25 protein-coding genes and 1 pseudogene are annotated in these 25,737 nt (G+C 61.3%); 12 read left to right on the plus strand and 14 right to left on the minus strand.

Annotated elements, in window-relative coordinates; all coding sequences use genetic code 11:
* Nucleotides 1–400 precede the first annotated feature (400 nt).
* Together ACZ0AZ_RS04995 and ACZ0AZ_RS05000 are read left to right on the plus strand one after the other, a co-directional pair.
* Nucleotides 401–1,636, plus strand: a complete 1,236-nt coding sequence (locus ACZ0AZ_RS04995) for an MFS transporter (RefSeq protein WP_129999782.1) — start codon at nt 401–403, stop codon at nt 1,634–1,636.
* A gap of 177 nt (nt 1,637–1,813) precedes the next feature.
* On the plus strand, nt 1,814–2,101 hold the full coding sequence (locus ACZ0AZ_RS05000; RefSeq protein ID WP_129999781.1) for a HigA family addiction module antitoxin: 288 nt from the start codon (nt 1,814–1,816) through the stop codon (nt 2,099–2,101).
* 4 nt (nt 2,102–2,105) lie between these two features.
* Here the strand turns inward: ACZ0AZ_RS05000 and ACZ0AZ_RS05005 are convergent, their stop codons facing one another.
* Together ACZ0AZ_RS05005 and ACZ0AZ_RS05010 are read right to left on the minus strand one after the other, a co-directional pair.
* Nucleotides 2,106–2,657, minus strand: coding sequence for a DJ-1 family glyoxalase III (locus ACZ0AZ_RS05005; RefSeq protein ID WP_463537022.1), 552 nt, complete (start codon nt 2,655–2,657; stop codon nt 2,106–2,108).
* Nucleotides 2,658–2,724: 67 nt separating this feature from the next.
* Nucleotides 2,725–3,171 (minus strand): DUF4879 domain-containing protein, encoded by a 447-nt coding sequence (locus ACZ0AZ_RS05010; protein WP_039761751.1) that lies wholly within the window; start codon nt 3,169–3,171, stop codon nt 2,725–2,727.
* Nucleotides 3,172–3,391: 220 nt separating this feature from the next.
* Here ACZ0AZ_RS05010 and ACZ0AZ_RS05015 point away from each other — a divergent pair, with 220 nt between their 5' ends.
* Entirely contained in the window at nt 3,392–4,687 is a 1,296-nt protein-coding gene (locus ACZ0AZ_RS05015; RefSeq protein ID WP_039761753.1) for an NCS2 family permease, read from the plus strand.
* On the plus strand, nt 4,684–5,763 hold the full coding sequence (trmA, locus tag ACZ0AZ_RS05020) for a tRNA (uridine(54)-C5)-methyltransferase TrmA (protein ID WP_463537023.1): 1,080 nt from the start codon (nt 4,684–4,686) through the stop codon (nt 5,761–5,763). The genes ACZ0AZ_RS05015 and trmA overlap by 4 nt, the downstream gene beginning before the upstream one ends.
* A gap of 54 nt (nt 5,764–5,817) precedes the next feature.
* Here the strand turns inward: trmA and ACZ0AZ_RS05025 are convergent.
* A pseudogene (locus ACZ0AZ_RS05025) lies at nt 5,818–6,263 on the minus strand (DUF2442 domain-containing protein).
* 293 nt (nt 6,264–6,556) lie between these two features.
* Between ACZ0AZ_RS05025 and aroQ the strand changes: the two are divergent.
* The gene (gene aroQ, locus ACZ0AZ_RS05030) at nt 6,557–6,997 is read left to right on the plus strand and encodes a type II 3-dehydroquinate dehydratase (protein WP_463537024.1); all 441 of its coding nucleotides are present in this window, start codon (nt 6,557–6,559) and stop codon (nt 6,995–6,997) included.
* Between the two features lie 5 nt (nt 6,998–7,002).
* Complete coding sequence (locus tag ACZ0AZ_RS05035) at nt 7,003–7,857, plus strand: shikimate dehydrogenase (RefSeq protein WP_463537025.1); 855 nt, start codon at nt 7,003–7,005, stop codon at nt 7,855–7,857.
* Nucleotides 7,858–7,975: 118 nt separating this feature from the next.
* Here ACZ0AZ_RS05035 and ACZ0AZ_RS05040 read toward each other — a convergent pair whose 3' ends face one another.
* Entirely contained in the window at nt 7,976–8,653 is a 678-nt protein-coding gene (locus ACZ0AZ_RS05040) for a TetR/AcrR family transcriptional regulator (protein ID WP_463537026.1), read from the minus strand.
* A gap of 102 nt (nt 8,654–8,755) precedes the next feature.
* Entirely contained in the window at nt 8,756–10,657 is a 1,902-nt protein-coding gene (quiC, locus tag ACZ0AZ_RS05045; protein WP_463537027.1) for a 3-dehydroshikimate dehydratase QuiC, read from the minus strand.
* Nucleotides 10,658–10,931: 274 nt separating this feature from the next.
* On the opposite strand from quiC, the gene ACZ0AZ_RS05050 reads away from it, so the two are divergent.
* On the plus strand, nt 10,932–12,269 hold the full coding sequence (locus ACZ0AZ_RS05050) for an MFS transporter (RefSeq protein WP_129999776.1): 1,338 nt from the start codon (nt 10,932–10,934) through the stop codon (nt 12,267–12,269).
* A 142-nt stretch (nt 12,270–12,411) separates the two neighbouring features.
* Here ACZ0AZ_RS05050 and ACZ0AZ_RS05055 read toward each other — a convergent pair whose 3' ends face one another.
* Complete coding sequence (locus tag ACZ0AZ_RS05055) at nt 12,412–13,290, minus strand: DMT family transporter (protein ID WP_016773077.1); 879 nt, start codon at nt 13,288–13,290, stop codon at nt 12,412–12,414.
* Nucleotides 13,291–13,680: 390 nt separating this feature from the next.
* Between ACZ0AZ_RS05055 and ypfJ the strand changes: the two genes are divergently transcribed.
* Both ypfJ and ACZ0AZ_RS05065 read left to right on the plus strand, forming a co-directional pair.
* Nucleotides 13,681–14,562: a KPN_02809 family neutral zinc metallopeptidase gene (ypfJ, locus tag ACZ0AZ_RS05060; protein WP_039761760.1), complete on the plus strand. Its 882-nt coding sequence runs from the start codon at nt 13,681–13,683 to the stop codon at nt 14,560–14,562.
* On the plus strand, nt 14,563–15,516 hold the full coding sequence (locus ACZ0AZ_RS05065) for an alpha/beta fold hydrolase (RefSeq protein ID WP_463537028.1): 954 nt from the start codon (nt 14,563–14,565) through the stop codon (nt 15,514–15,516).
* A gap of 139 nt (nt 15,517–15,655) precedes the next feature.
* Here ACZ0AZ_RS05065 and ACZ0AZ_RS05070 read toward each other — a convergent pair whose 3' ends face one another.
* The 3 genes from ACZ0AZ_RS05070 to ACZ0AZ_RS05080 all read right to left on the minus strand — a co-directional run bounded on the left by ACZ0AZ_RS05070 (nt 15,656) and on the right by ACZ0AZ_RS05080 (nt 17,790).
* Nucleotides 15,656–16,243, minus strand: coding sequence for an HAD family hydrolase (locus tag ACZ0AZ_RS05070; RefSeq protein ID WP_463537029.1), 588 nt, complete (start codon nt 16,241–16,243; stop codon nt 15,656–15,658).
* A complete protein-coding gene (gene tesB / locus ACZ0AZ_RS05075; protein ID WP_042610543.1) occupies nt 16,240–17,109 on the minus strand; it encodes an acyl-CoA thioesterase II in 870 nt (289 codons plus the stop codon). Before tesB ends, ACZ0AZ_RS05070 begins: the two co-directional genes overlap by 4 nt.
* A gap of 111 nt (nt 17,110–17,220) precedes the next feature.
* A complete protein-coding gene (locus ACZ0AZ_RS05080; protein ID WP_463537030.1) occupies nt 17,221–17,790 on the minus strand; it encodes a GNAT family N-acetyltransferase in 570 nt (189 codons plus the stop codon).
* 82 nt (nt 17,791–17,872) lie between these two features.
* Between ACZ0AZ_RS05080 and ACZ0AZ_RS05085 the strand changes: the two genes are divergently transcribed.
* Complete coding sequence (locus ACZ0AZ_RS05085; protein ID WP_039761766.1) at nt 17,873–18,793, plus strand: histone deacetylase family protein; 921 nt, start codon at nt 17,873–17,875, stop codon at nt 18,791–18,793.
* Between the two features lie 293 nt (nt 18,794–19,086).
* On the plus strand, nt 19,087–20,334 hold the full coding sequence (locus ACZ0AZ_RS05090; protein ID WP_463537031.1) for a TIGR03862 family flavoprotein: 1,248 nt from the start codon (nt 19,087–19,089) through the stop codon (nt 20,332–20,334).
* Nucleotides 20,335–20,403: 69 nt separating this feature from the next.
* Here the strand turns inward: ACZ0AZ_RS05090 and ACZ0AZ_RS05095 are convergent, their stop codons facing one another.
* Together ACZ0AZ_RS05095 and yedA are read right to left on the minus strand one after the other, a co-directional pair.
* Nucleotides 20,404–21,744, minus strand: coding sequence for a DEAD/DEAH box helicase (locus ACZ0AZ_RS05095; RefSeq protein WP_039761769.1), 1,341 nt, complete (start codon nt 21,742–21,744; stop codon nt 20,404–20,406).
* A gap of 52 nt (nt 21,745–21,796) precedes the next feature.
* Nucleotides 21,797–22,732, minus strand: a complete 936-nt coding sequence (gene yedA, locus ACZ0AZ_RS05100) for a drug/metabolite exporter YedA (RefSeq protein ID WP_039761770.1) — start codon at nt 22,730–22,732, stop codon at nt 21,797–21,799.
* A 163-nt stretch (nt 22,733–22,895) separates the two neighbouring features.
* On the opposite strand from yedA, the gene ACZ0AZ_RS05105 reads away from it, so the two are divergent.
* Nucleotides 22,896–23,348 carry an Lrp/AsnC family transcriptional regulator gene (locus ACZ0AZ_RS05105; protein WP_129999771.1) on the plus strand — a complete coding sequence of 151 codons (453 nt, stop codon included), beginning with the start codon at nt 22,896–22,898 and terminating at the stop codon, nt 23,346–23,348.
* Between the two features lie 134 nt (nt 23,349–23,482).
* On the opposite strand, the gene ACZ0AZ_RS05110 is transcribed toward ACZ0AZ_RS05105, so the two are convergent.
* From ACZ0AZ_RS05110 to ACZ0AZ_RS05120, 3 genes are all read right to left on the minus strand, one after another.
* Complete coding sequence (locus ACZ0AZ_RS05110) at nt 23,483–24,088, minus strand: 3'-5' exonuclease (RefSeq protein ID WP_129999770.1); 606 nt, start codon at nt 24,086–24,088, stop codon at nt 23,483–23,485.
* Between the two features lie 35 nt (nt 24,089–24,123).
* Nucleotides 24,124–24,603 carry a LabA-like NYN domain-containing protein gene (locus tag ACZ0AZ_RS05115; RefSeq protein WP_056790604.1) on the minus strand — a complete coding sequence of 160 codons (480 nt, stop codon included), beginning with the start codon at nt 24,601–24,603 and terminating at the stop codon, nt 24,124–24,126.
* A gap of 271 nt (nt 24,604–24,874) precedes the next feature.
* Nucleotides 24,875–25,636, minus strand: coding sequence for a DUF2076 domain-containing protein (locus ACZ0AZ_RS05120; protein ID WP_463537032.1), 762 nt, complete (start codon nt 25,634–25,636; stop codon nt 24,875–24,877).
* Between the last annotated feature and the right edge of the window lie 101 nt (nt 25,637–25,737).

Here is a 25,737-nt window from a genome sequence, read left to right on the forward strand (position 1 = left end):
GTGCGGCGAATTCGGATTCGTTCTTTTTTACAACCATCGCAACGCAGGGAGTCTGGCCAACTGGCCGTCAGATCGGTTCCGCATGCGGCCTTGATCTGGATCAAGCAACGTTGAAAGAGTAGTCCCATTTTTGCCAATGAACTGCGTGGTCGTTTGCCGCGTGGCAAGTTGTCTCACTCCTGTGGCGAGGGGATTTATCCCCGTCCGGCTGCGCAGCAGTCGTCGTCGTTTCGAGATTTTGGGGCCGCTGCGCGACCCAACGGGGATAAATCCCCTCACCACAGGGCTGATTGTCAGCATGAAAGATCGATGTCTGGCTAACTGAATTGTTTCTCGCAGCAACTTCCTGTTACAGACTGGTGATAATCTCGCCGTTCACTCGTCCAAGACCTGCCTTCAGATGCCCATACAAGAGCCCCTGCTGTTACGTCACCATCGTCCGTTCATGGCCTTCTGGCTGGCGCGGATATTCACTGCCAGCGGGTTTCAGATGCTCACCGTGGCGATTGGCTGGAACCTCTATCAACTGACCGGCAACGTGCTGGATCTGGGTCTGGTCGGGCTGGTGGAATTTGCTCCGCGCGTGCTGTTCATGCTGCACACCGGCCATGTCGCTGATCGCTACGATCGGCGCAAGGTCGCCGCACTCTGTCAGTCGTTGCAGGCACTGATCGCCTTGGCGCTGGCCATTGGCAGTGCCACCGACAATGTCACTCGCGAGATGATTTTCATCCTCGCCTTTCTCCTGGGTGCGGCGCGTTCGTTCGAGATGCCAACGACCCAGGCGCTGCTGCCCAGCATCGTCCCGAGTGCACTTTTCCCCCGTGCAGTTGCCGCCGCGCAATCAGCGCAACAGTCGGCGACCATCGTCGCCCCGGCTCTGGGCGGCTTGCTCTATGCGTTCGGCAGCGTCTGGGTCTACGGCCCGACCGTGTTGCTGTACGTGATCGCCTGTTCGCTGATGCTCAACCTGCCGGCACGCCAGACGCCATTGAATAAAGGTAAAGCCACGCTGGACTCGCTGCTGGCGGGGATTCGCTTTATCCGCAGCCGTCCGGACATCCTCGGCGCGATCTCGCTGGACCTGTTTGCCGTGTTGCTGGGCGGCGCCACGGCGCTGCTGCCGGTGTTCGCCAAGGACATTCTGCTGACCGGCCCGTGGGGCCTTGGCCTGTTGCGCTCGGCGCCGGCGGTGGGTGCATTGCTGATGTCGCTGTTTCTCGCGCGATTTGCCGTGGAACGCAATGTCGGCCGGGTGATGTTCACCGCCGTCGGCGTCTTCGGCGTCGCCACTATCGCGTTTGGTTTGTCGACCTCGTTCTGGTTCTCGCTGGCGGTGCTGGTGGTGCTCGGCGCAGCGGACATGATCAGCATGGTCATCCGTGCCTCGTTCGTGCAACTGGAAACCCCCGACGAAATGCGCGGCCGGGTCAGCGCGGTCAATGGCTTGTTCATCGGCGCTTCCAACCAGTTGGGCGAATTCGAATCCGGCCTCACCGCCCACTGGTTCGGCACCGTGCCGGCGGTGGTCATGGGCGGGATCGGCACGCTGGTGGTGACGGGGGCGTGGATCAAACTGTTTCCGACGTTGGCGAATCGGGATCGGATGCATGTGCCGGTGGAAGAGAAGGTCTGAGGTTTTTGGAAAAAACGCACCTGCTCAGCACATATCAAGCGACAACGTGCGGTACATAGTTACCGCACTGAGTGTAATGTATCGCCTTACACTCGCCGCCATGATCAAATCCTGTTTTGTCGGTTCGGATATCGAATTGGTCGATTATCTGGACTACCACTGACAGGAGGCAGGCTCATGCCCATGCAAAACCCGCCACACCCCGGTGAAACCTTGCTGCTGGATGTCTTGCCTGAGCTTGGTCTCAGTGTGAGCGAGTTGGCCCGGCATCTGGGTTTTGCGCGCCCTCACCTTTCTCGCGTGCTGCACGGACACGCGCCGATCAGCCCGGACCTGGCGGTACGACTTGAGCGTGCAGGCATTGGCAAGGCGCGCGTGTGGCTAGGCGTTCAAACCGACTACGATCTGTGGCAAGCAGAACATCGCGAGCAACCGAAGATTGAACCCATCGCTGCCCACGGCTGACCCGTCAGGCCATCAACTCCCCCGCCACCCTCGCCCGCAACGCCTTGCCGCCAAGCTGCTCAACCAGGGTCAAGGCAAATTCCAGCGCCGCGCCCGAGCCTTGGGCGGTGATGCAGTTGCCGTCGACCACCACCGGTTGATCAACAAACGTACAGCCGGACAACTGATGGCTGGCGCCGGGCAGGCAGGTCATGCGTCGCTGGCGCAGCACGCCTGATGCCTGGAGGGCGGTGGCTGGGGCTTCGCCGACGGCAGCGAACAGGCGGCCGGCGCTGGCTTGGTCCTTGAGCAACTGCTGCAAGGGCTGATGCGCCGCCAGATGCCGGGAACCGACGTCGCCGCCCGGTAGGACAATGAGGTCAAAAGTCTGTGCCAGTACATCGACGAGCATGCCGTCGGCAGTCAACCGGGTGCCGCGTGCGCAGGTCAGCATGCGTCGGCCTTCGATGCTGGCGGCGACCACTTCGATGCCGGCGCGGCGCAGTACGTCGATCAGGGTCACGCTTTGCAAATCATCGATGCCCTCGGCGAGGGCAATCAGGGCTCTGGAAGTCATGGGTGCTTTCCGCTGGGTAGTCTGTAAAGCGTAGTCAGCTTTGTCCCAGCCTGTTCGCAGACAGCCGTTACTTGATGTAAAGCTGAGCCGAGAGCGTGTTGCGCGGAGCGTTGATCGAGGTGTTGCTGAAGCTGAAGGTGCCTTGCTGTTTGCCGGCCAGATCGAAGGTATACAGAGAACCGACGGTTTTGCTGCCTGGGGTACATTCGGTGAGGTTGCCACTATCGAAGGCACACACCGGGCCTCGTGTGCCGTTGACCTCGAAGCCATCCAGCGTCACGTGTGGCTGGTTCTGGCCATAGCCGACTTCCAGCACGTAGACCTTGATATTCGGCCCGCTATGATCGCACTGGGTTTGCGGTTGGTTATCGGCAATATCTTCCAGGCCGCAGGACGGTGATTGAACCTTGATCACCTTCACTTCGGTGAGCGGAGGCGCCGAGGCCGCGAACGCCGGAGCTGTCAGCAGCAGCGCTGCAATCCATCCGAAAATCCTGATCCAACCGTTGCGCATGCCTGCCCACTCCAAAAAATCAGCGCGCAGTATGGCGCAGTTGTCGGCTGCGCAAAACTTCGCCGACGATCGACACCAACATCCGCCAAATTCCTCACGCGGCTGGTATGATGCGCGGCTTTTTCCGGCCCACGACAATTTTCCAGGCGCTTGCGACGGTCTGTGCTTTGCTGTTGAGGTCGATACATTCACGGCGCCACGCGCGCCACGGGGAGCAGACATGCTGGAAAGGCTGTTTCAACTCAAGGCACACAACACCAACGTGCGCACCGAAATTCTTGCGGGCGTCACGACTTTCCTGGCCATGGCTTACATTCTGTTCGTCAACCCGAGCATCCTCGGCGAGACCGGCATGGACAAGGGCGCGATCTTCGTCGCCACCTGTCTGGCGGCTGCCATCGGCTCGACCGTGATGGGCCTGATCGCCAACTACCCGATCGCCCTCGCTCCGGGCATGGGCCTGAACGCCTTCTTTACCTACACCGTGGTTCTGCACATGGGCCACACCTGGCAAGTGGCGCTGGGTGCGGTGTTCATTTCCGCCGTGCTGTTTTTCCTGCTGTCGATCTTCCGCATCCGTGAATGGATCATCAACGCCATCCCGCTGCCACTGCGCTCGGCAATCGCCGCCGGTATCGGTCTGTTCCTGGCGTTGATTGCCTTGCACAACGCGGAAATTGTGGTTGGCAATTCGGCGACCATGGTCGGCCTCGGTGATCTGACCAAACCGGCACCGATCCTTGCGACAATCGGCTTCGCGGTGATCGTCGCCCTCGAAGCGCTGAAAGTGCGCGGCGCGGTGCTGATCGGCATTCTCGCTGTGACCATCGCCTCGATCGCGCTCAATGTCACCAAGTTCGGCGGCATCCTGTCGATGCCGCCGTCGCTGGCGCCGACTTTCCTGCAACTGGACATCAAAGGTGCACTGGACATCGGTCTGGTCAGCGTGATTTTCGCTTTCCTGTTCGTCGACCTGTTCGACAACTCCGGGACCCTCATTGGCGTCGCCAAGCGCGCCGGCCTGATGGGCAAGGACGGCCACATGCCGAAAATGGGTCGCGCGCTGATCGCCGACAGTACGGCGGCCATGGCCGGCTCGCTGCTGGGCACGTCGACCACCACCAGCTACATCGAATCCGCAGCCGGCGTCAGTGCCGGTGGCCGCACGGGCCTGACCGCCATCGTCGTGGCAATCCTGTTCCTGCTGGCGCTGTTCTTCTCGCCCCTGGCGGCCAGCGTTCCGGCGTTCGCAACGGCGCCAGCGCTGCTGTTCGTCGCCGTGCTGATGACTTCCGGCCTGGCGGAAATAGACTGGGACGACATCACCGTGGCGGCGCCGGTTGTGGTCACCGCACTGGCGATGCCGTTCACCTATTCGATCGCCAACGGCATCGCCTTCGGCTTCATCGCCTGGACCGCCATCAAGCTGCTGTCCGGCCGTGCCCGTGAGCTGAACCCGGCACTGGTGATTCTGTCGATTCTGTTTGTGATCAAGTTGGGTTGGTTCAACGCATGAGTTTCGATTCCCAAGCCTACGCCGAACAACTCGAAGCCAAGGTCACGCGCTTGCGGGATCTGCTGGCGCCGTTCGATGCACCCGAGCCGTCGGTCTTTGATTCGCCGCTGCAGAACTTCCGCCTGCGCGCCGAATTCCGCCTGTGGCGCGAGGGCGGCGAACGCCATTACGCGATGTTCTCTCAGGACGACAAGCGCACGCCGATCCTCATCGAAGAATTCCCGATTGCCAGCCTGCGCATCAACCAGTTGATGCCGCAATTGAAAGCGGCGTGGCAAGCCAGTTCGGCGCTGAGCCACAAGCTGTTTCAGGTCGAATTTCTGACCACACTGGCCGGCGACGCGATGATCACCCTGTGCTATCACCGTCCGCTGGACGAGCACTGGCATGCAGCGGCAACTCAGCTGTCGGCGGATCTGGGCGTGAGCATCATCGGCCGCTCCAAAGGCAAGCGCGAAGTGCTCGGTCAGGACTATGTCGTCGAGAAACTCGAAGTTGGCGGCCGCACCTTCAGCTATCGCCAGCCCGAAGGCGCGTTCACCCAACCCAACGGCACGGTGAACCAGAAGATGCTCAATTGGGCATACGAAGCCTTGGGCGATCGCAGCGACGATCTGCTCGAGTTGTACTGCGGCAACGGCAACTTCACCCTGCCGCTGGCGACTCGCGTGCGCAAAGTGCTCGCCACCGAGATCAGCAAGACTTCGGTCAACGCGGCCCTGAGCAATCTCAGCGAAAACGCTGTGGATAACGTCACGCTGGTGCGTTTGTCCGCCGAGGAGTTGACCGAAGCGCTCAACGAAGTGCGCCCGTTCCGTCGCCTGCACGGCATCGATCTGAAGAGCTACGAATTCGGCAGCGTCTTCGTCGATCCGCCGCGCGCCGGCATGGACCGGGACACCTGCGAACTGACCCGGCGCTTCGACAACATCCTCTACATCTCCTGCAACCCGGACACCCTGGCGGCCAACATCGCCCAGTTGCATGACACCCACCGCATTACCAAGTGCGCATTGTTCGACCAGTTCCCGTGGACCCATCACATGGAATCCGGTGTGCTGCTGACCCGGCGTTGATTGCCTGTAGCTGATACGGAAAAGCCGTCGTGATTGACGGCTTTTTTGTGGGTGCTATGGCGCGATATCGTTTTTGCGTGGACGCCCCCTTTTTTGCCATTGGCTCGTGCGGCTGCAGATTTGGCAGCACTGCTTTGACGCCCGTTGCGCGAGGCGACGACCGACGCGGGCATCCGCATAAGCGGCGGACTCGCTGAAATCATGCCGGCAATGGAAATATCCAGGCCCTTGCCCTCATGGCACAGCGCAGTGCCGGCGAAGCCGATCGTCAGGCTTGCATAATCGGCTGCTTTAAACCCCTCAAATTCTGGATACAGCTTCACCGGAAGCAACACACCGCTGCCGTCCTCGAAACGAATGACCAGAGAGGATTCTTCGAAGCTCACTGACACGGCCTGCAAACTGTTCGCCTGTCGTGCTTCGCCAAGTGTGATGGCGGCATCGAGCATTTCTTCCGTCAGGGGGCGATGCACCGACGGTTTTGCCTTGATGACTTTCATAATTCGATCTCAACTCCTTCCAACTTGCCGATCAAGGACAGCAGCACCTTGTCTTCATCGGGGTCATAGCGCGCCGAAGGCTCGCGTGGTCATCCGTTCCGGAACAGCGGCAGGAGCAGAAAAAGAGTAAGCAAAGTTCTCACGGCTCGCCTGATTGCGCGCCTGTGCGATCACCGAACACAAAACGCCTTGGTCATTTCCCGCCAATTGACCGATGTAACCATCTAGTACATTTTATCTCCACAGGCCGGAACCTCTCGGCCAATGCCAAAAACAATAAGTGGAGTTACCCCATGCCCCCTATCGTTCTGGTGCTTAACGGCCCGAACCTGAACCTGCTTGGCACGCGTGAGCCGGCGACTTATGGTCATGAAACCCTGGCGGATATTTCCGCGTTGTGTGGTCGCGCGGCTGACGAGTTCGACCTGTCTGTGGAATTTCGCCAGACCAATCATGAAGGCGAGCTGCTCGACTGGATTCACGCCGCGCGCGATCGTTGTGCCGGGATCGTGATCAATCCGGCGGCGTGGACGCATACGTCGGTGGCGATTCGCGATGCTTTGGTGGCCAGTGAACTGCCGGTGATCGAGGTGCACCTGTCCAACGTCCACGCCCGTGAGCCGTTCCGTCATCATTCATTTGTTTCCGGCATTGCCACGGCGGTGATGTGCGGGTTCGGCAGCCATGGCTATCGCCTGGCGCTGGAGCATTTCAGCCAGCGGTTGCAGAGGTAAGAACCATGTCGCGTTCCAAGGTGATACTCGCCGGGCTGATCGGCGCCGGGATTCAGGCTTCACGCACGCCGGCACTGCATGAGCACGAAGGTGATGCGCAGGGCCTGCGTTATCTGTACCAGCTCATCGACCTCGATCAATTGCGCCTCGACAGCACGGCTCTGCCCGACTTGCTGCAAGCGGCGGAGCGGATGAATTACACCGGGCTGAACATCACCTTCCCGTGCAAACAGGCCGTCATCCCGCTGCTCGACGAATTGTCGCCGGAAGCCCGGGGCATCGGCGCGGTAAACACCGTGGTGCTGAAGGACGGCAAGCGCGTCGGCCACAACACCGATTGTCTCGGTTTCGCCGAGGGTTTTCGCCGGGGTCTGACGGACGCAGCCCGTGAACGTGTCGTCCAGATGGGCGCTGGCGGCGCAGGCGCGGCAGTGGCCCACGCACTGCTCAGCGAAGGCGTACGGCAACTGACGATTTTTGATGTCGACCGCGAACGCGCCGAGAGCCTGGCAAACAATCTGAATCAGCATTTTGGCGCCAGTCGCGCGCAGGCCGGAGTGGATTTGCCCGGGGCACTGGCGCAGGCCGAGGGTCTGGTCAACACCACGCCGATGGGCATGGCCAAGCTGCCGGGTTCACCGGTGCCGGCCGGGTTGCTGCGCAGGGAAATGTGGGTCGCGGAGATTGTGTATTTCCCGCTGGAAACCGAACTGCTGCGCGATGCCCGTGCCTTGGGTTGCCGCACGCTGGATGGCGGCAACATGGCGGTGTTTCAGGCGGTAAAGGCCTTTGAACTGTTCAGCGGCGTGGTGCCGGATGCGCAGCGCATGCTTGCGCATTTTCAGAGCATGAATGCCTGAACAATAGGGTAACTCTTGTGGGAGCGAGCCTGCTCGCGAAGGCGTTGGGTCAGTCAACGAACATGGCGACTGACACACCGCTTTCGCGAGCAGGCTCGCTCCCACAGGGGACATCGAGTCAGGCCTTCAGGTAGCGCAACACCGACTCGCAGATCATCTCGCGATGACGCTGTTTGACGGTTTCATCCGGCAGGTCGATCTGGAAGATTTCCCCCAGCGTGTGGCGGTTCGACACGCGATAGAAGCAGAACGAACTGATCAGCAGGTGCACGTCCAGCGCATCGATGCCACGCCGGAACACACCCTCGTCCGCCCCCCGTTGCAGAATCCCGCCCAAGGTATCGAGGATCGTGTTGTTCAGCGCCTTGATCGCATCGGAACGCTTTACGTACTCGGCGTTGTGGATGTTTTCGATGCTGACGATGCGCACGAAATCGACGTTGCGGTCATGGTGATCGAAGGTGAATTCCACCAGTCGGCGGATCGCCAGTTCGGGCGGCAATTCGTCCAGATGCAGGCGGTTTTCCGTGCTGCGGATATCGCCGTAAAGTTTCTCCAGCACCTCGACGTACAACTGCTCCTTGCTGCCGAAGTAGTAATAGATCATGCGCTTGGAGGTGTGAATGCGCTCGGCGATCGCGTCGACGCGGGCGCCGGACAGGCCCTGCTGGACGAACTCGACGATCGCCTCCTGCAGGATGTTCTCGCGGGTCTTTTCCGGGTTGTTCTTGCGACTCTTGCGCGGCACTGCGTCGGACTCGACAGCAGCGGCGGAAAGTTCTGAATTCATGGTCATCGCGGGCTCACGGCCATCACTGCACAAGCTGGCGATTATGGGCCGCGCGGGACAGTGAAGGAAGCCGCGCAGCCCGTGTTTGATCCCGCGTTTACGAATTCCCTACAACTTCGCCTGACGCACCGCGCCACTGCGCGATTTAGCCATCGCCGCCAGCCTGACGGCAACGTTGGCCGCGCCATAACCGGCGTAACCGTTCTTGCGCTGGATGATCTCGAAGAAGAAACGTCCCTCGAACGGCTCGGTGTAAACATGAAACAACTCGCCGCCCTGGGCATCACGGTCGTAGAGGACGTTGTAATAGGCCAGCTCGCTGAGGAACTCATCGTCGAAATCGAAGCGCGCCGCGAGGTCGTCGTAATAGTTCAGCGGGATGTCGAGCAGTGGCACGCCGGCTTCTTTGGCGCGACTGACCTGGGCGAAGATGTCGTCACAATCGAAGGCAATGTGGTGCACACCGGAGCCGCGATAACTCGATAGCGCATGAGAAATGGCGGTATTGCGGTTCTCGGAAATGTTCAGCGGCAAACGGATCGAACTGTCGCGACTGCGCAGTGCGCGGCTCTTCACTAGACCGTACGGATCGGGCAAGACCACTTCATCGTCGGCCTCGAAATCCAGCAGGCTTTTATAGAACAGCACCCAACTGTCGAGGCTGTCGGCCGGCAACGCCATGGCCATGTGATCGATACGCTTGAGGCCGCCGCCGGCCTGCACGTCGGGCAACAGATTGAAATCGGTGCCGTAAACGTCGGCGTCTTCATCGACCAGATAAATCAGGCTGCCGTCCGGTGCGCGCACCGCCGCCAGTTCCAGTTCATTCGGCCCGACCAGCCCGCGATAGGGCTGCCCCTTGTAAGCGACGGCGCGGGCCAGCGCACTGGCGCTGTCCTTGACCCGCACGGCCGTGGCGCACAGCGACGGGCCGTGGGCTTCGAAAAAGCTGTGGGCGAACGAATACGGCTCGGAGTTGAGGATCAGGTTGATATCGCCCTGACGCAGCAGGCTGACGCTCTTGGAGCGATGCTGCCCGGCCTTGGCAAAGCCGAGACGTTGCAGCCAGTGACTGAGCTTCGCGCCCAGCGCTTCGTCGACGGCAAATTCGAGAAATTCAACGCCGTTGTATTCGCTGGCCGGCGGCGTTTCGAAAAGAATTTCACGGTTGGCCACCGGCGTCGCTTCCTGCTCGAGACGCTGACGGGTCTTCTCTTCCAGATACAGCAGCGAGCGCAAACCGTCGGCGGCGTTGGCTCGCGGGGGCGCGGCGCGGAAGCCGTCGTTGAAGATTTCCAGCGACAGCGGCCCGGTATAGCCACTCTTGATGATCGGCGCGAGGAAACCCGGCAGATCGAATTCGCCCTGCCCCGGGAAACAGCAGAAATGCCGGCTCCACTCCAGCACATCCATGGCCAGGATCGGCGCGTCGGCCATTTGCACGAAGAAGATCTTGTCGCCGGGGATATCGGCGATCGCACTCGGATCGCCCTTCAGCGACAGGGTGTGAAAGCTGTCGAGCAGCACGCCGAGGTTGGGGTGATCAGCCTGACGGACGATGTCCCATACCTGTTGATAAGTGTTGACGTGACGGCCCCACGCCAGCGCTTCGTAACCGATGCGCAAGCCACGGGCGCCGGCGCGTTCGGCCAGCAGGCGCAAATCATCGACGAGGATTTGTTGATCGCCGACACTGTCCGGCGAGGCGTTGCTGCAGACCAGCACCAAGTCGGTGCCAAGTTCCTGCATCAGATCGAATTTGCGCTCGGCGCGCTCGAGATTGCGCACCAGGCGATCGCGGCGGCAGCCTTCGAAGTCACGGAACGGCTGAAACAGGGTGATGGCGATGCCGAGATCGACGCACATCTGTTTGATTTCACGCGGACTGCCGTCGTAGTACAGGAGGTCGTTTTCGAAAATCTCCACGCCGTCAAACCCGGCGGCGGCAATGGCTTCGAGTTTTTCCGGCAGGGTGCCGCTCAAGGAAACGGTGGCAATGGAACGCTGCATGTTTCAACTCCCGTTTGGAGACGGCGGCCGCGTGAGCCGCGCCGCTTTTATAGGATGAGCAAATTATTGGCTGCATCCCTGCGCGCAGCAATTTAAAGTGTACTACCCGGTTAGTTTTGCGTGCGATTATCGAACACTAAGGCGATTTGGCGAATTGACGATTTTTTGTTCACTGCCCAACATCGGTTGCACATCGAGTCCGGCCACTAACCACCGGGCAAGGTGTTCGACAGAAAAGAACACCAAATAACAAATCCAAAAACGGGTGGAACACATGATTCCTTCACAGACTTCCCGCATGGCTCCGGCCATGAGCACTGCCACGGGTGGCATTGGCGACAAGATCCGCGGCGCCATGGCCGTCGGCAAGACCCGCTGGGGCATGCTGGCGCTGGTGTTTTTTGCCACCACCCTCAACTACATCGACCGCGCCGCCCTCGGCGTCATGCAGCCGATCCTCGCCAAGGAAATGAGCTGGACGGCGATGGACTACGCCAACATCAACTTCTGGTTTCAGGTCGGCTACGCGATCGGTTTTGTCCTGCAGGGACGGCTGATCGACCGGGTCGGCGTCAAGCGCGTGTTCTTCTGCGCCGTGCTGCTCTGGAGCCTGGCGACCGGCGCCCATGGCCTGGCGACCTCAGCGGTCGGCTTCATGGTCTGCCGCTTTATCCTCGGTCTGACGGAAGCGGCCAACTATCCGGCCTGCGTGAAGACCACGCGCCTGTGGTTCCCGGCCGGTGAACGCGCTGTCGCTACCGGCATCTTCAACGCCGGCACCAACGTCGGCGCGATGTTCACGCCGATGCTGCTGCCACTGGTCCTGCATGTGTGGGGCTGGCAAGCGGCGTTCCTGTGCATGGCGGCACTCGGCGGCATCTGGCTGTTGTTCTGGGGCCTGAAGTACTTCAATCCGGAAGATCACCCGACGGTGAAACAGTCGGAGCTCGATTACATCCAGCAGCAAGTCGAACCGGAACAGGCCCGCGTGCCGTTCAGCAAGATCCTGCGCATGCGCGGCACCTGGGCCTTCGCCCTCGCCTACTCGCTGACCGCGCCGGTGTTCTGGTTCTATCTGTACTGGCTGCCGCCGTTTCTCAATCAGCAATACAACCTCGGCATCAACGTGACGCAGATGGGTATTCCGCTGATCATCATCTACGTCACGGCTGACTTTGGCAGTGTCGGCGGCGGGATTCTGTCCTCGTTCCTGATCGGTCGCGGCATGAACTCGATCAAGGCGCGGCTGCTGTCGATGTTGCTGTTTGCCTGCTGCATCATCGGCGTGGTCATGGCTGCCGGCTCGGCGAATCTGTGGGTGGCGGTGGCGGCGATCTCGCTGGCGATCGGCGCGCATCAGGCCTGGACTGCGAACATCTGGAGCCTGGTGATGGACTACACGCCCAAGCACATGATGAGCACAGTGTTCGGCTTCGGCGGCATGTGCGCGGCGATCGGCGGGATGTTCATGACCCAGATCGTCGGCCACATCCTCACCGTCACCAACAACAACTACACAGTGCTGTTCACGCTGATCCCGGCGATGTACTTCCTCGCACTGACGTGGATGTACTTCATGGCACCGCGCAAGATTCCGACTGTCAGCGAATAATCCCGCTACACACATCAACCCTGTGGGAGCGAGCTCGCTCGCGAAGGCGTCAAGTCAGCCAACTAACAGGCTGACGGGCACACCGCTTTCGCGAGCAAGCTCGCTCCCACAGGTTCTCCCAAAGGCCCAAGGCGTTTGCTGATCAGCGCCGGCTCTGCTGCCAAGCCGCCGCCAATCCGCTGCAACAGATCACTGCGATACCAATCACCGTCAACCCGCTCGGGGTGTGATTGAACAGCAGCCAGCCCAACAACCCGGCAAAGACAATCTGGCAATAGCCGAACGGCGCCAGCAAGGCTGGTGCGGCGTGACGGAAGGCCTGGGTCAGGAACAGATGCGCCGTCATCCCGCAACTGCCCAGCGCCAGCATCAGCGCGGCGTGAGTCCACGTCGGCACTTGCCAGAAGAACGGCACCAGCGCGCTCATCACCAGGGTATTGCACAGCCCGGCAAAGAAGTTGCTGGTGGTCGGGCTGTCCACTTCGGCGAGCTTGCGCGTCAGCAGTTGGTAGAAGCAGAAGAACAGCGCCGAGCAGAACGGCAGCAGGATCGCCGGGGTGAATAGCTCGCCGCCCGGGTGGACGATGATCAGCACGCCGATGAAGCCGCAGATCACCGCAATCCACTGCCCGCGCGTCACGCGTTCCTTGAGCAGCGGCACCGACAATGCCGTGACCAATACCGGTGCGAGAAAGTTGACCGCCGTGGCTTCGGCCAGCGGGATGTACAGCAGCGCCGTGGTGAAAAACAGGCTGGTGCCGAGCAGGCACAGGGCACGGGCGAGCTGCCATAACGGTTTTTTGGTGCGCAGCACACGCAAGCCGGACTGCGGCAGGAAAATCCCCGCCATCAACAAGGTGTGCACCACATAGCGCGCCCACACCACCATCACGATCGGATAAAAACCGGAGAGGTATTTCGACAACGCGTCGTGGCTGGAAAACAGGAACGTCGCCACGACAATCAGCAGGATCCCCTTGAAGGGCTGGTTGACACCGGAGAGCGGGGTGCTGACGGTCATTGGCAATCTCTGAAAAAAATCCGGGCGAGCGTTCGCGCTGGCGGCAATCGTTGTGGCAATCATAGTCGGCTGAGCTTTCAGCAACCGCACAGGTTGCACTCTTCTTCGCCGGGAAACCGCCGTTGAGCAAAACCGTGACGCAAGATTCCCGCCACTTCGGCGCCCGGCCAGTGTGCAACATCACAGACTGCCGTCGAAACAGCGGGTTCATGAATTCGACGGAAGAAATTCCACTCGGGATTGAATTCACGGCCCGCTCGACCGTCAATACCAGGCCCGCACCATGTGGGCGCGTGTGCATGGACGGACGACCGGACTGGCGCCACACTCACACAGCGGCAACACTCATCACCAGCAGATTCATCACCGGCAATAAAAGAGGATTCCCACATGCTATGGAAAAAAGGCCGACGCAGTGACAACGTCGTCGACGCCCGGGGTGATGATGCCGGCGGTGGCGGCATGCGCTTCGGTGGCGGCAAGGGCCTGAGCCTGACCGCCATCGTGCTGATCGTCGGCATCGGCTGGCTCACCGGCCAGGACCCGATGCAGATCCTCGGCCAGTTGACCGGGCAGATGGAGCAACCGGCGCCCACCTCGCAGACCCGTCAGGCGCCGCCGGCCAATGATGAACAGGCTGAATTTGTCCGTTCGATCCTCGGCGACACCGAAGACACTTGGGGTCCGATCTTCCAGCAGGCCGGACGCCAATACAAAGACCCGACACTGGTGCTGTTCAGCAATCGAGTGAACTCCGCGTGCGGCATGGCCACTTCTGCCACCGGCCCCTTCTACTGCCCGGCCGACCAGAAGGTCTATCTGGACATGGCCTTCTTTCAGGAAATGTCGCAGCGCTTCAAAGCCGCTGGCGATTTCGCTCAGGCTTACGTGATTGCGCACGAAGTCGGCCACCATGTGCAGACGCTGCTGGGCGTCTCGGCGAAGATGCAGGCGGCGCGTCAGCAAGGCCGGCAGATGGAGGGCGACGGCGGCTTGCTGGTTCGCCAGGAATTGCAGGCCGACTGTCTCGCCGGCGTCTGGGCGTATAACGCGCAGAAACGCCTGAACTGGCTGGAACCGGGCGACATCGAGGAAGCCTTGAACGCCGCCAACGCCATCGGCGATGATCGCTTGCAGCAACAGGGTCAGGGCCGTGTGGTCCCAGACTCGTTTACCCACGGTACGTCAGCGCAAAGGGTGCGCTGGTTCAAAACCGGATTCGCGCAAGGCCAGGTAAGCCAGTGCGACACCTTCGCGGCGAAAACCCTGTAAATGCATAAATGGCTTGTGGCGTTACTGTTCATCGCCGGCACCGCGCAAGCGGCCGGCGTCGATGCGATCAGCCCCGGTCGCCTGCAACTCAAGGCCGGGGAAATGGCAGTGGGCATCGGCCCGGCACCGGAGAAGATCGAGCGTGTGCTGATCGTCATCCACGGTCGCTTGCGCAACGCCGAGACTTATCGCAAAAGCGCAGAAAGCGCCGCCGAACTCGCCGGGCAGACCGCGCACACGCTGGTGATCGCTCCGCAGTTTCTCAATGAAAGCGACGTCACCCTGTATTCCCTGCCACCAACGGTACTGCGCTGGCAGGGCAACGAGTGGATGGGCGGCGGCTTGTCCACCGGGCCAAGTCCGCTGAGCTCCTACGCGGCGCTGGATGAAATCGTCGCGCGGGTCAGCGATCGCAAACAGTTTCCGGACGTGAAGCAGATCGTGATCTTCGGTCACTCCGGCGGGGGCCAGGTGGTGCAGCGTTACGCCTTGCTGGCCAAGGATCAGCCGGCGCTCAAGGCCAACGGCATTCGCTTGCGCTATGTGGTGTCCAATCCTTCGTCCTATGCGTACTTCAACGAGCAGCGGCCAGTGGCGTTCGATCACGCGCAATGCCCGGGTTTCAATCGCTGGAAGTACGGGCTGGCGGACATGCCGGTGTATGCCGGCGGGCAAACGCCGTTGCAGGTCGAGAGCGCTTACGTCAAACGCGAGGTGATTTATCTGCTCGGGCAGCAGGACGTCGACCCGGAACATCCGGCGCTGGACAAGAGCTGCGCGGCCGAGGCGCAAGGGGCTTACCGGTTGATGCGCGGGAAGCTGTATTTCGGTTATTTGCTGCGTCGCCATCCTGAGGGGGTCAATCAGCGGCTGATTGAAGTGCCCGGGGTTGGGCATGACGGGGATGGAATGCTGACTTCGGCGGAGGGGCAGAAGGCTTTGTTTGATCAGTGAGTTTTTTGCTGAATCCACCGGCCCCTTCGCGAGCAGGCTCGCTCCCACATTTGGAATAACTGCCACAGTTGGAATGCATTCCCCTGTGGGAGCGAGCCTGCTCGCGAAGGCGTCCGGTCAGACAACAACCATCTCAGCCCTACAGCATCCGCCGCAACTCAACGCAATCCCGTGCATGCCAATCGGTCAACTCCGGCCACGGGTTATCCGGCAGGTTCACCAACACCGTCCGCGCCCCAGCTGCTCGGCCGCAATCCAGATCAAAGCGGTAATCGCCGACCATCACCATGTCGCCGGCCGGCACTTGCCAGGCCTCGGCCAGTTTCAGCAAACCGCCGGGATGCGGCTTTGGCGGCGCTTCGTCGCGGCCCAGCACATCCTCGACCGCGAAGCAGTCGGCCAGACCGATCGCCTCCAGCGTCACGTGCGCCAGTTCCCGCGCATTGCGCGTGAGAATGCCCAGGCGGTAACCGCGCGCATGCAGGTCACGCACCAGTTCCACCGCACCGGCGGCCGGCGTCGATCCCAACGCCAGATCGCGTTCATGTTCCAGCAACCAGGCATGCTTGGCCGCTGCTTCATCCGCTGGCAATGCCGCGAGATGGGTGAGGATGTCGTCCTCCGGAGGAATCGCCAAGGCCACGCGAATCGCCGCAAAGTCATGCACGGCGACGGTCAGCGTGCCGTCCATGTCGAACACCCAATGACGAACCTCGGTCAGGCTCATGCCCAGTCCTTGCGATGGCGGATCAGGCCTTCCTGCGTCACCGAAGCGACCAGTTGCCCGGCACGGTTGAACACGCTGCCACGGGAAAAACCACGGGAGTTGCCGGCCCACGGGCTGTCCATCGCATAGAGCAACCAGTCATCGGCGCGCAGATCATTGTGGAACCACAGCGCGTGATCGAGGCTGGCGACCTGCATGTCTTTCTGCCAGACCGACTTGCCGTGGGGCAGCATCGACGTGGTCAGCAGACCGAAGTCCGAGGCGTACGCCAGCAGGTATTTGTGCAGCGCAGGAATGTCGGCCAGGGCGCCGTCGGCACGGAACCACACATATTTCACCGGATCGGCCGGTTGTGGGTTGTACGGGTCCTTTTCGGTGACCGGGCGTACTTCGATCGGTTTCGGGCACAGCAGTTTTTCCCGCATGTGCTCGGGAATCAGGTGCGCACGCTGCTGGGTCAGTTCCAGTTCGGACGGCAGATTTTCCGGACCGACCACCACGGGCATCTGGCCCTGATGTTCGAAACCTTGCTCGTCGTACTGGAACGAAGCGCTGCACGTGAAGATCGGGTGGCCCTTCTGGATCGCCGTCACGCGGCGAGTGCTGAAGCTGCCGCCATCACGCACGCGATCAACCGAATAGACCACCGGCAACTTGGCATCGCCCGGGCGCAGGAAATAACCGTGCAGCGAATGCACATGGCGCGCCTCTTCCACCGTCTGACTGGCCGCCGACAGCGACTGGCCGAGCACCTGACCGCCGAACAACTGGCGGAACCCCAGATCCTGGCTGCGGCCGCGGAACAGGTTTTCTTCGATCGGCTCCAGGGTCAGCAGATCGACCAGATCTTCCAGCACTTGGCTCATTCAGACTCTCCTCACACAAAGCAATGGCCGCGCAGTCTTGACTGCGGCGGACGATTCAGGTTCTGGCACGGGCCAAATACGATGGCGGCCATTGTAAACGTCCGTGTCGGCTTATTCATGCAAGGTTTGCAGCCATTGTTCGCGGCTGATGCGATACAGAACATGGCGGCGCAACGGGTGATCGAGCGCAAGCTTGGGGTGATCGAAATCATCCTGCGGGTCGTGATGCATGCCGATCGCCTGCATGACCTTCTCCGACTGCGCGTTCTGCTCGGCGGTAAACGAGACGATTTCCGCCAGTTTCAACTGGTCGAAACCCGCGCGCAGAGCGGTCCACGCCGCTTCACTGGCGTAACCCAGGCCCCAATGTTCCTTGGCCAGACGCCAGCCGATCTCCACCGCCGGGGTAAACGGCGCATCGAAGCCGACCACGCCCAACCCGGTGAAACCGATGAATTCGCCCGTGTCCTTGCGCTCCAGCGCCCACAGGCCAAAGCCGTGCTCGGCAAAATGCCCGCGCACGCGGCCGATCAGCGCGGCGCTTTCGAGCCGGGTCAGCGGTGCCGGAAAGTAGCGCATCACCTGCGGATCGGCGCACATCGCGGCGAATGCCGGCAAATCCTCGTCCTGCCACTGACGCATCAACAACCGCGCGCTTTGCAGCTCCAGTATCGGCTCCATCGTCCCCTCCATTTCCATGCCGTTGAGTCTACATCGCTGGTAGGATCGTTCATTCTTTTCCTGGTTCTGCGCGAAACAAGCCATGCCCTTGCCGTTGATCTATCACGAAGACTACAGCCCCGAGTTTCCCGCGGATCACCGCTTTCCCATGGACAAGTTTCGTCTGCTGCGCGATCACCTGGTCGACAGCGGCCTGACCCGCGACGCCGATCTGCTGCGCCCGCAGATCTGCCCTAACGACATCCTCGCCCTCGCCCATGACCGCAGCTATATCGAACGCTACATGAGCGGCGAGTTGTCTCGCGAAGACCAACGGCGCCTCGGCCTGCCGTGGAACGAGGCGCTGGCGCGACGCACCGTGCGCGCGGTGGGCGGCTCGATCCTGGCGGCAGAGAAAGCCCTTGAGCATGGCCTGGCCTGTCACTTGGCCGGCGGCACCCATCACGCTCACTACGATTACCCCGCCGGGTTCTGCATCTTCAATGACCTGGCGATCATCAGCCAGTACCTGTTGCAGAGCGGCCGGGTCAATCGCGTGCTGATTTTCGATTGCGACGTGCATCAGGGCGACGGCACCGCGCGGATTCTGCACGACACGCCGGAGGCGATTACCGTTTCCCTGCACTGCGAAAAGAATTTTCCCGCGCGCAAAGCCGAAAGTGACTGGGACATTCCACTGCCCAAGGGCATGGGCGATGCCGATTATCTGCAGGTGGTGGATGACACGCTCAACTACCTGTTGCCGTTGTATCAACCGGATCTGGTGCTCTACGACGCCGGCGTCGATGTGCACAAGGACGATGCCCTCGGTTATCTGCAACTGACCGACGAGGGCGTAGCCGAGCGCGATGAACGGGTGATGCGCCATTGCCTGGGCCGCGACATCCCGGTGGTCGGGGTGATCGGCGGCGGCTACAGCAAGGACCGCCACGCCCTCGCCCGCCGCCACGGCATCCTCCATCACAGCGCGCAACGAGTATGGGATTCACACGGTTGTCACTGAAACGTGCTGCGTTACCCACAATCGCTGTGGAACTGCCTGTGGATAACCTGAGCGAAAGGGACTGCAGGCCATGCTAGGCGTGGCGTACAGCGCAGTGTTTATTTTTTAACCAGCGCCGAAATACACCGCCGTCCCTGTGGGAGCGAGCCTGCTCGCGAAAGCTTTAGCACCCACAATATCTAATTGACTGACAGACCGCGTTCGCGAGCAGGCTCGCTCCCACATGGGGTCTCCCACAGGGTTCAGCGCTGTTAGAATGCGCGCCTTGTCCCGCCATACCGCAGCGCACGCCCATGACCCAGAATTCCGCTCCCGCCAACACCCACGTCGCCATTATCGGCGGTGGCCCCGCCGGCCTGATGGCCGCCGAAGTGCTGAGCCAGGCCGGAATCCGCGTCGACGTGTATGACGGCATGCCCTCGGTCGGGCGCAAATTCCTCCTGGCCGGTGTCGGCGGCATGAACATCACCCACTCCGAAGCCTACCCGGCGTTCCTCTCCCGCTACGCTGAGCGCGCATCGCACATCGCCCCGCTGCTGCGCGCGTTCGATGCCGATGCGCTGTGCCAGTGGATTCACGATCTGGGCATCGAAACCTTCATCGGCAGTTCCGGCCGCGTATTCCCCACCGACATGAAAGCCGCCCCACTGTTGCGCGCCTGGCTCAAGCGCCTGCGCGACAGCGGCGTAGTTATCCACACCCGCCATCGCTGGCTCGGCTGGGACGCAAATGGGGCATTGCGCATCGCCAGCCCAGAAGGCGAAATCAGCGTAAACCCCGACGCCACCCTGCTGGCACTCGGCGGCGGCAGTTGGTCGCGCCTGGGCTCGGATGGCGCGTGGATGTTGCCCCTGGAGCAGCGCGGCGTGGATCTGGCGCCGCTGCAGCCGAGCAACTGCGGCTTCGAGGTGCAGGCCTGGAGCGAGCTGATAGTGAGCAAATTCGCCGGCGCGCCGCTGAAAAACATCGCCATCGGCCTGAACGACGATATCCCGCGTCTGGGCGAATGCGTGATCACCGCGACCGGCATTGAAGGCAGCCTGATCTATGCGCTATCGGCGCCGATACGCGAGGCGATCAATCGCTACGGCGCAGTGGTTATCCACATCGACCTGCTACCCGGCCGGCCTGTGGATAAATTGCAGGCGGCGCTGAGCAAACCGCGCGGCTCGCGCTCAATGGCCAAGCATCTGCACAGTCAGGTCGGGATTGACGGGGTGAAAGCAGCGTTGTTGCGTGAGCTGACCGATGCCGAAACGTTTGCTGATCCGGCTCGCTTGGCGCGAGCGATCAAGGCATTGCCGCTGACCTTGGTGAAAACCCGTCCGCTGGACGAAGCGATCAGCAGCGCCGGAGGCGTGAGGTTCGAGGCGATGGATGAGCGCTTGATGCTCAAGGCGTTGCCGGGGGTGTTTTGCGCCGGCGAGATGCTTGATTGGGAAGCGCCGACGGGCGGCTACTTGCTGACCGGGTGTTTCGCCAGCGGGCGCGCGGCAGGGCTGGGAATCGTGCAGTGGCTGAAAAGCAGCCGCCAGTTCTGAGCCGCAAGCTGCAAGCCAAAGCAAAGCGCTTCTAACTTGCAGCTTGCAGTTGGACGCTCGAAGCTGCTTTCAGGGCTTGCGCTTACGCGGTCCAGTATTGAACACCGGCACTTTGCGTACCGGTTTGATCGATGGCTCCGGTGCCGAGGTCTCGCCGCTGTCGACCCACTTGCCCAAATTGCGTTTACCACCGCCACCACCCGAGGCTTTCGGCTTCTTCGGTTTTTTCGGCTTCTTGATCACCTGACCGCTGGCATCGGTGTCCGGCACGCGGTGCTCGGGTTCGAAATCCGGCTCGTTCTGGCGCTTCAAGGTCTGCCGCGTGAGCATTTCGATCGCCGAGAGCATATTCACTTCATCGGCACACACCAGCGAAATCGCCTCACCGGTGGCACCCGCGCGGCCAGTGCGACCGATGCGGTGAATGTAATCCTCGGCCACGATCGGCAGGTCGAAGTTGACCACCAGCGGCAGGTCCTCGATGTCCAGACCACGGGCGGCGACGTCGGTCGCCACCAGAATCTGCACTTCACTGAGCTTGAAACGGTCCAGCGCGCGCTGGCGCGTAGCCTGGGGTTTGTCGCCATGGATGCCGTCAGCATTCACACCGAGGCCCTGAAGTTTTTCCACCAGCGCATCGACGCCGTTGCGGGTCTTGGCGAACACCAGCACCTGCTTCCACTTGTTCTTGCGCATCAAATGCACGAACAGTTCGGCCTTGCGCTTTTTGTCCACGGTGACGATCCACTGCTTGACCGTGTTGGCAGCGACGTTGCGCGGGCTGACTTCGACGCTCAAAGGATCGTTGAGCATCTGCCCGGCGAGCAGGCGGATGTCATCGGAGAAAGTCGCGGAGAACAGCAGGGTCTGGCGTTTTTTCGGCAGCATGCGGTAAATGTTCGCCAGTTCTTCCGAGAAGCCCAAGTCGAGCATACGGTCGGCTTCATCCAGCACCAGCGTTTGCAGCTGATTGAGTTTCAGCGCGTTCTGGCGGAACAGGTCGATCAAGCGACCGGGTGTGGCGACCAGCACATCGACGCCGCCGCGCAGCTTCATCATCTGCGGGTTGATGCTGACTCCGCCGTACACCGCATAAGTGCGCAATGGCAGGTTTTCTGCGTACTGGCGCACGGCTTCATGGACCTGCTCGGCCAGCTCGCGGGTCGGTACCAGAATCAGCGCACGCGCCGAATTGGCGGTGACTTTCGGCCCTTCCATGGCCAGCAGCTGCAACAGCGGCAAGGCGAAACCGGCAGTTTTACCGGTGCCGGTCTGGGCCGCTGCCATCAGGTCGCGACCGGCCAGCACCGCCGGAATGGCTTGCGCCTGCACCGGCGTCGGGGTCTGGTAGCCGAGCGTCTCGAGGGAGCGCAGCAAGGGTTCGATCAGGCCAAGGGAGGCGAAAGTCATGGGAGTACCGTAGGAAAAAATGACGCGGGGATGCAATGCCGCGCAGTTTACCCTAATTCGTACGCGCTTCCGTCGGAACGGCTTTCGCCTCTTCGACCGGAAGCTGCGGCGGTCGACGCCACTGCGGCAGGCTGATCAGCAGCACGGCGCTGATGATCACCAGCATCGCCAGCGCTTCTTCGATGCCGATGGTCTCGCCGACAAACACCACGCCGAGCAACACCGCCACTGCCGGGTTGACGTAGGCATAACTGGTCGCTGCCGCTGGGCGCACGTGTTTGAGCAGATACATGTAGGAATTGAAGGCGATGATCGAGCCGAAGAAAATCAGATAGGCCAGCGCCAGCCAGCCTTCGAGCGGCGGCATGGCTTGCAGGTGCTCGCCACTCAGCGCACTGCCGGTCAACAAAACCACGCCGCCAACCAGCATTTCCACCGCACTGGCCATCGCTCCCGCCGGCAATGGCAGGTATTTGCTCCACACCGAGCCGAACGCCCAGCTCGCCGCCGCGAAGATCAGCAACATCGCACCGAGCGGGCTCGATTGCAGGTTGGAACCCATATTGAGCATGGCGATGCCGATGATCCCCAGCGCCACACCGGCCCATTCCAGCCGCGTATTGCGTGCGCCCCAGAAGTAACCGAACAACAAGGTGAACAGTGGCACCGTCGCCACCGCCAGCGCAGCGACACCTGACGCCACGCCGGTGTGCTCCGCCACGCTCACAGCGCCATTACCAAAACTGAGCAGCAGAATGCCGACCAGCCCCGCCGCTTTCCATTGCGCCCAGGTCGGCGCCGGAGCCCCACGCCAGCGCAGCCAGGCGTACATCAAGCTGCCGGCAATGACGAAGCGCACCCCGGCCAGCAACAGCGGCGGCCAGTATTCGACGCCGATGCGAATCACCAGATAGGTCGATCCCCAAATCACATACAACGCAAAAAACGCAGCGATCAACGGCAGCGAAAAACGGCGCAAGGCAGGCATGGGCAGCTCGACAGTCAGATTTCTATGGACGGGTTATTCTAGAAAGGCTGCCGCGCAAAAATAAGTTACAAAACCTGTTTTTCGCGCCGCTACACTTTGGAAAACACGGAGATCGCCGGGTTAAGCCGCGATTTCGAAAGTCTGGCCATTTCAGGAGTTCGCCTTGGACAAATATGACCGCATGCTGCTCGGCGCACTTCTGGACAACGGCCGCGCGTCTTACGCTGATCTGGCGCGCAAGGTTAACCTCTCCGCCCCTGCCGTCGCCGAGCGCGTGGCCAAACTGGAAGCGGCCGGGGTGATCACCGGTTATCAAGCAAAAATCGATATGGCGAAAATCGGCCTGCCGATCCAGTGCGTGATCGAACTGCGCCTGAACCAGCATGGCAACCAGAAGGCCTACGATGAACTGATCAAAATCCCGCAGATCACCGAATGCCATCGGGTCACCGGCGACCCGTGCGTGATCATGCAAGCGGCGGTGGCCTCGATGCCGGAGCTGGAAGAGTTGATCGATCGGGTGGCGAAGTTCGGATTCAGCAAGACGTCGATTGTGCTTTCAAGCGCAGTCGAAAAGCGTGTGCCGTTGGGACACATCGAAGGCAACGGTAAATAATTCGGATCACCACCGATCCAGTGTAGGAGTGAGCCTGCTCGCGATGGCGGAGTGGCAGTTAACATCTCCATCGACTGATGCTCCGTCATCGCGAGCAGGCTCACTCCTACAAGGTTACTGTGTGGTGCCCGACATCAGCGATAACGCTGCAAATGCTCGCCCACTTTCGCGGCAGGGACTTTCTGCAATTTGCACAGCAGGTCGTGATTCAACTCGCGCACCCCATGCTTGCCCCGCAATTCTTGCGCCAGATGCGCCATCAGATTGGCCGCCATCTCGGCATCGGCCATGGCCCGGTGAGCCTGGCCGGTATGCGGTAGCTGCGCGAAAGTGGTGAGCGTGCCGAGCTTGTGATTCGGCGCAGCCGGCATCAGGCGCCGCGACAGCAGCAGCGAACAGGCGAAATTCTGCAAGCGTGTGCGTTTGATCCGGCCCAGTTCGAAATCCCAGAACTTCTGGTCGAACGAGGCGTTGTGCGCCAGCAACGGCGTGCAGCCGACGAATTCGTTGACCTCCTCCATCACCCGCTCGGCCGGCGGCGCGGTGCGCAGCATGGCGTTGCTGATTCCGGTCAGTTGTTCGATGAACGCCGGGACGCGCACGCCGGCGTTCATGAGGCTCTGGTAACGCTCGACGATGCGGCCGTTTTCCAGCATGACCACGGCGATTTCCGTGGCGCGGCAGCTGCTGTTCGGCGACAGGCCGGTGGTTTCAAAGTCGATAACTGCAATGCGTTCCAAACCGGGGTGTACTCCGTTCAAATCTATTGTTCAGCTCAGCTCTTGAGCAACAGCGCGCCTTCGATCGGCACGTAACGGCTGGCGGCGCGGATCAGCGAGTTGGCGGTCAGGCCAGGGACGCCGTAGGCCACTGCTTGCACGCCGTGCTTGTTGATGATGCGTTCGAGCAGCATGTCGAAATCGCCGTCACCGGAGGCCAGCACCACTTCGTCGACATGGTCGGCAGCGTCCATGATGTCCAGGGTAATGCCCACGTCCCAGTCGCCCTTGGCCGAGCCGTCGCTGCGCTGGATGTAGGGCTTGAGCTTCACCGTGAAACCAAGGTTGCGCAGGATCTGCTGAAACTGCTGCTGCTTGCTGTCGCCACGGTCGATTGCGTACGCGTAGGCCTCGACGATCTGCCCGTTCTTGCTGATGTCCGCCCACAGTGCGGCGTAGTTGAAGTGGCAACCATAGGCCTGACGCACGGTGTAGTAGAGGTTCTGCACATCGGCGAACACTGCGATTTTTTTCACCGGAGTTCCTGTGAGCGCGCAAGCGCACGAAGCGTGGTCAGGCGATCAGGCCCGAAAAAGGCGCTCAGTATGCCAGCCAAGAGAAAGATTCAGCGAATAATCACCGGCTGACGCCGAGGTGTCCCTGACAAACGGTGTTGTGGCGAGGGGATTTATCCCCGCTGGGCTGCGCAGCAGCCCCGCTTTTTCCAATTAAAGCGAGGACTGCTGCGCAGCCCAACGGGGATGAATCCCCTCGCCACAGTGTTTATGTCAGCCTTCAGAGGCGATGTCAGACAAAGGAGTCGTCGTCATCAAAAAACGACGAATTGTCGCTGCTGTAATCGGCGTCGCTGAAACCGCCCTGGTCATTGCCAGAAAAACCGTTGTCCGCCACGCGCTGATCATCGCCCCAGCCATTGTTGCTTTGGTCGGCGACCTGCGCCGGTTCTTCCTTGATGATCTCGACGATTTCTTCAGGTGCTTGGTTGTGATGGAACAGGCTGCTGATGCCCTGCGCGAGCATCACACCACCGGCCACGCCTGCGGCGGTTTTCAGCGCGCCGCCGAGGAAGCTGGGGCCCGCCGCCGGGGCTGCCTGCTGCGCATAGTTGGGCGGCGCGGCGCCGAAGCTCTGTTGCGGTCCCGGAGCCTGGTAGCTCTGCTGTGGCGCCGGTTCACGCCAGCCGCCGGTGGACGATGGCGCTGCGCTTTGGCTCGGCGCCGGACGCGAATTGCCGCCGCCAAAAATGCTCGACAGGAAACCGCCGCCACCGCTGGATGCCGGTGCGCCGCCTTGGGCCTTGGCCGATTGCAGTTCGGCCTGTAGACGCTGGACTTGCTGGGTCAGCTGCTTGTTCTGCTCGTCGAGGCTTTTCAGCGCGGCCTCTTGCACCAGAATCGCCTGGGTCATGAAATAGCCTGCCGCCGGTTGGCGCGTCAGGTGTTCCTTGATCCGCGCCTCGGCCTGGGCGTCGCGCGGGGCTGCCTCCGTTTCGGCCTGTTGCAGCCGGGAAAACAGTCCATCGATCAGGGTTTGCTCTTCGCTGTTCATGGCGACCTCGTAGATTGCCGGTAATAACGTGCCCGTGCCCACTCTGAGCGCGGTGCTCTCCTGTAATGGAGACAGTGACAAAACGTTTCAATGGCCTTTAC

It is taken from the genome of Pseudomonas sp. AC239, assembly GCF_979258545.1.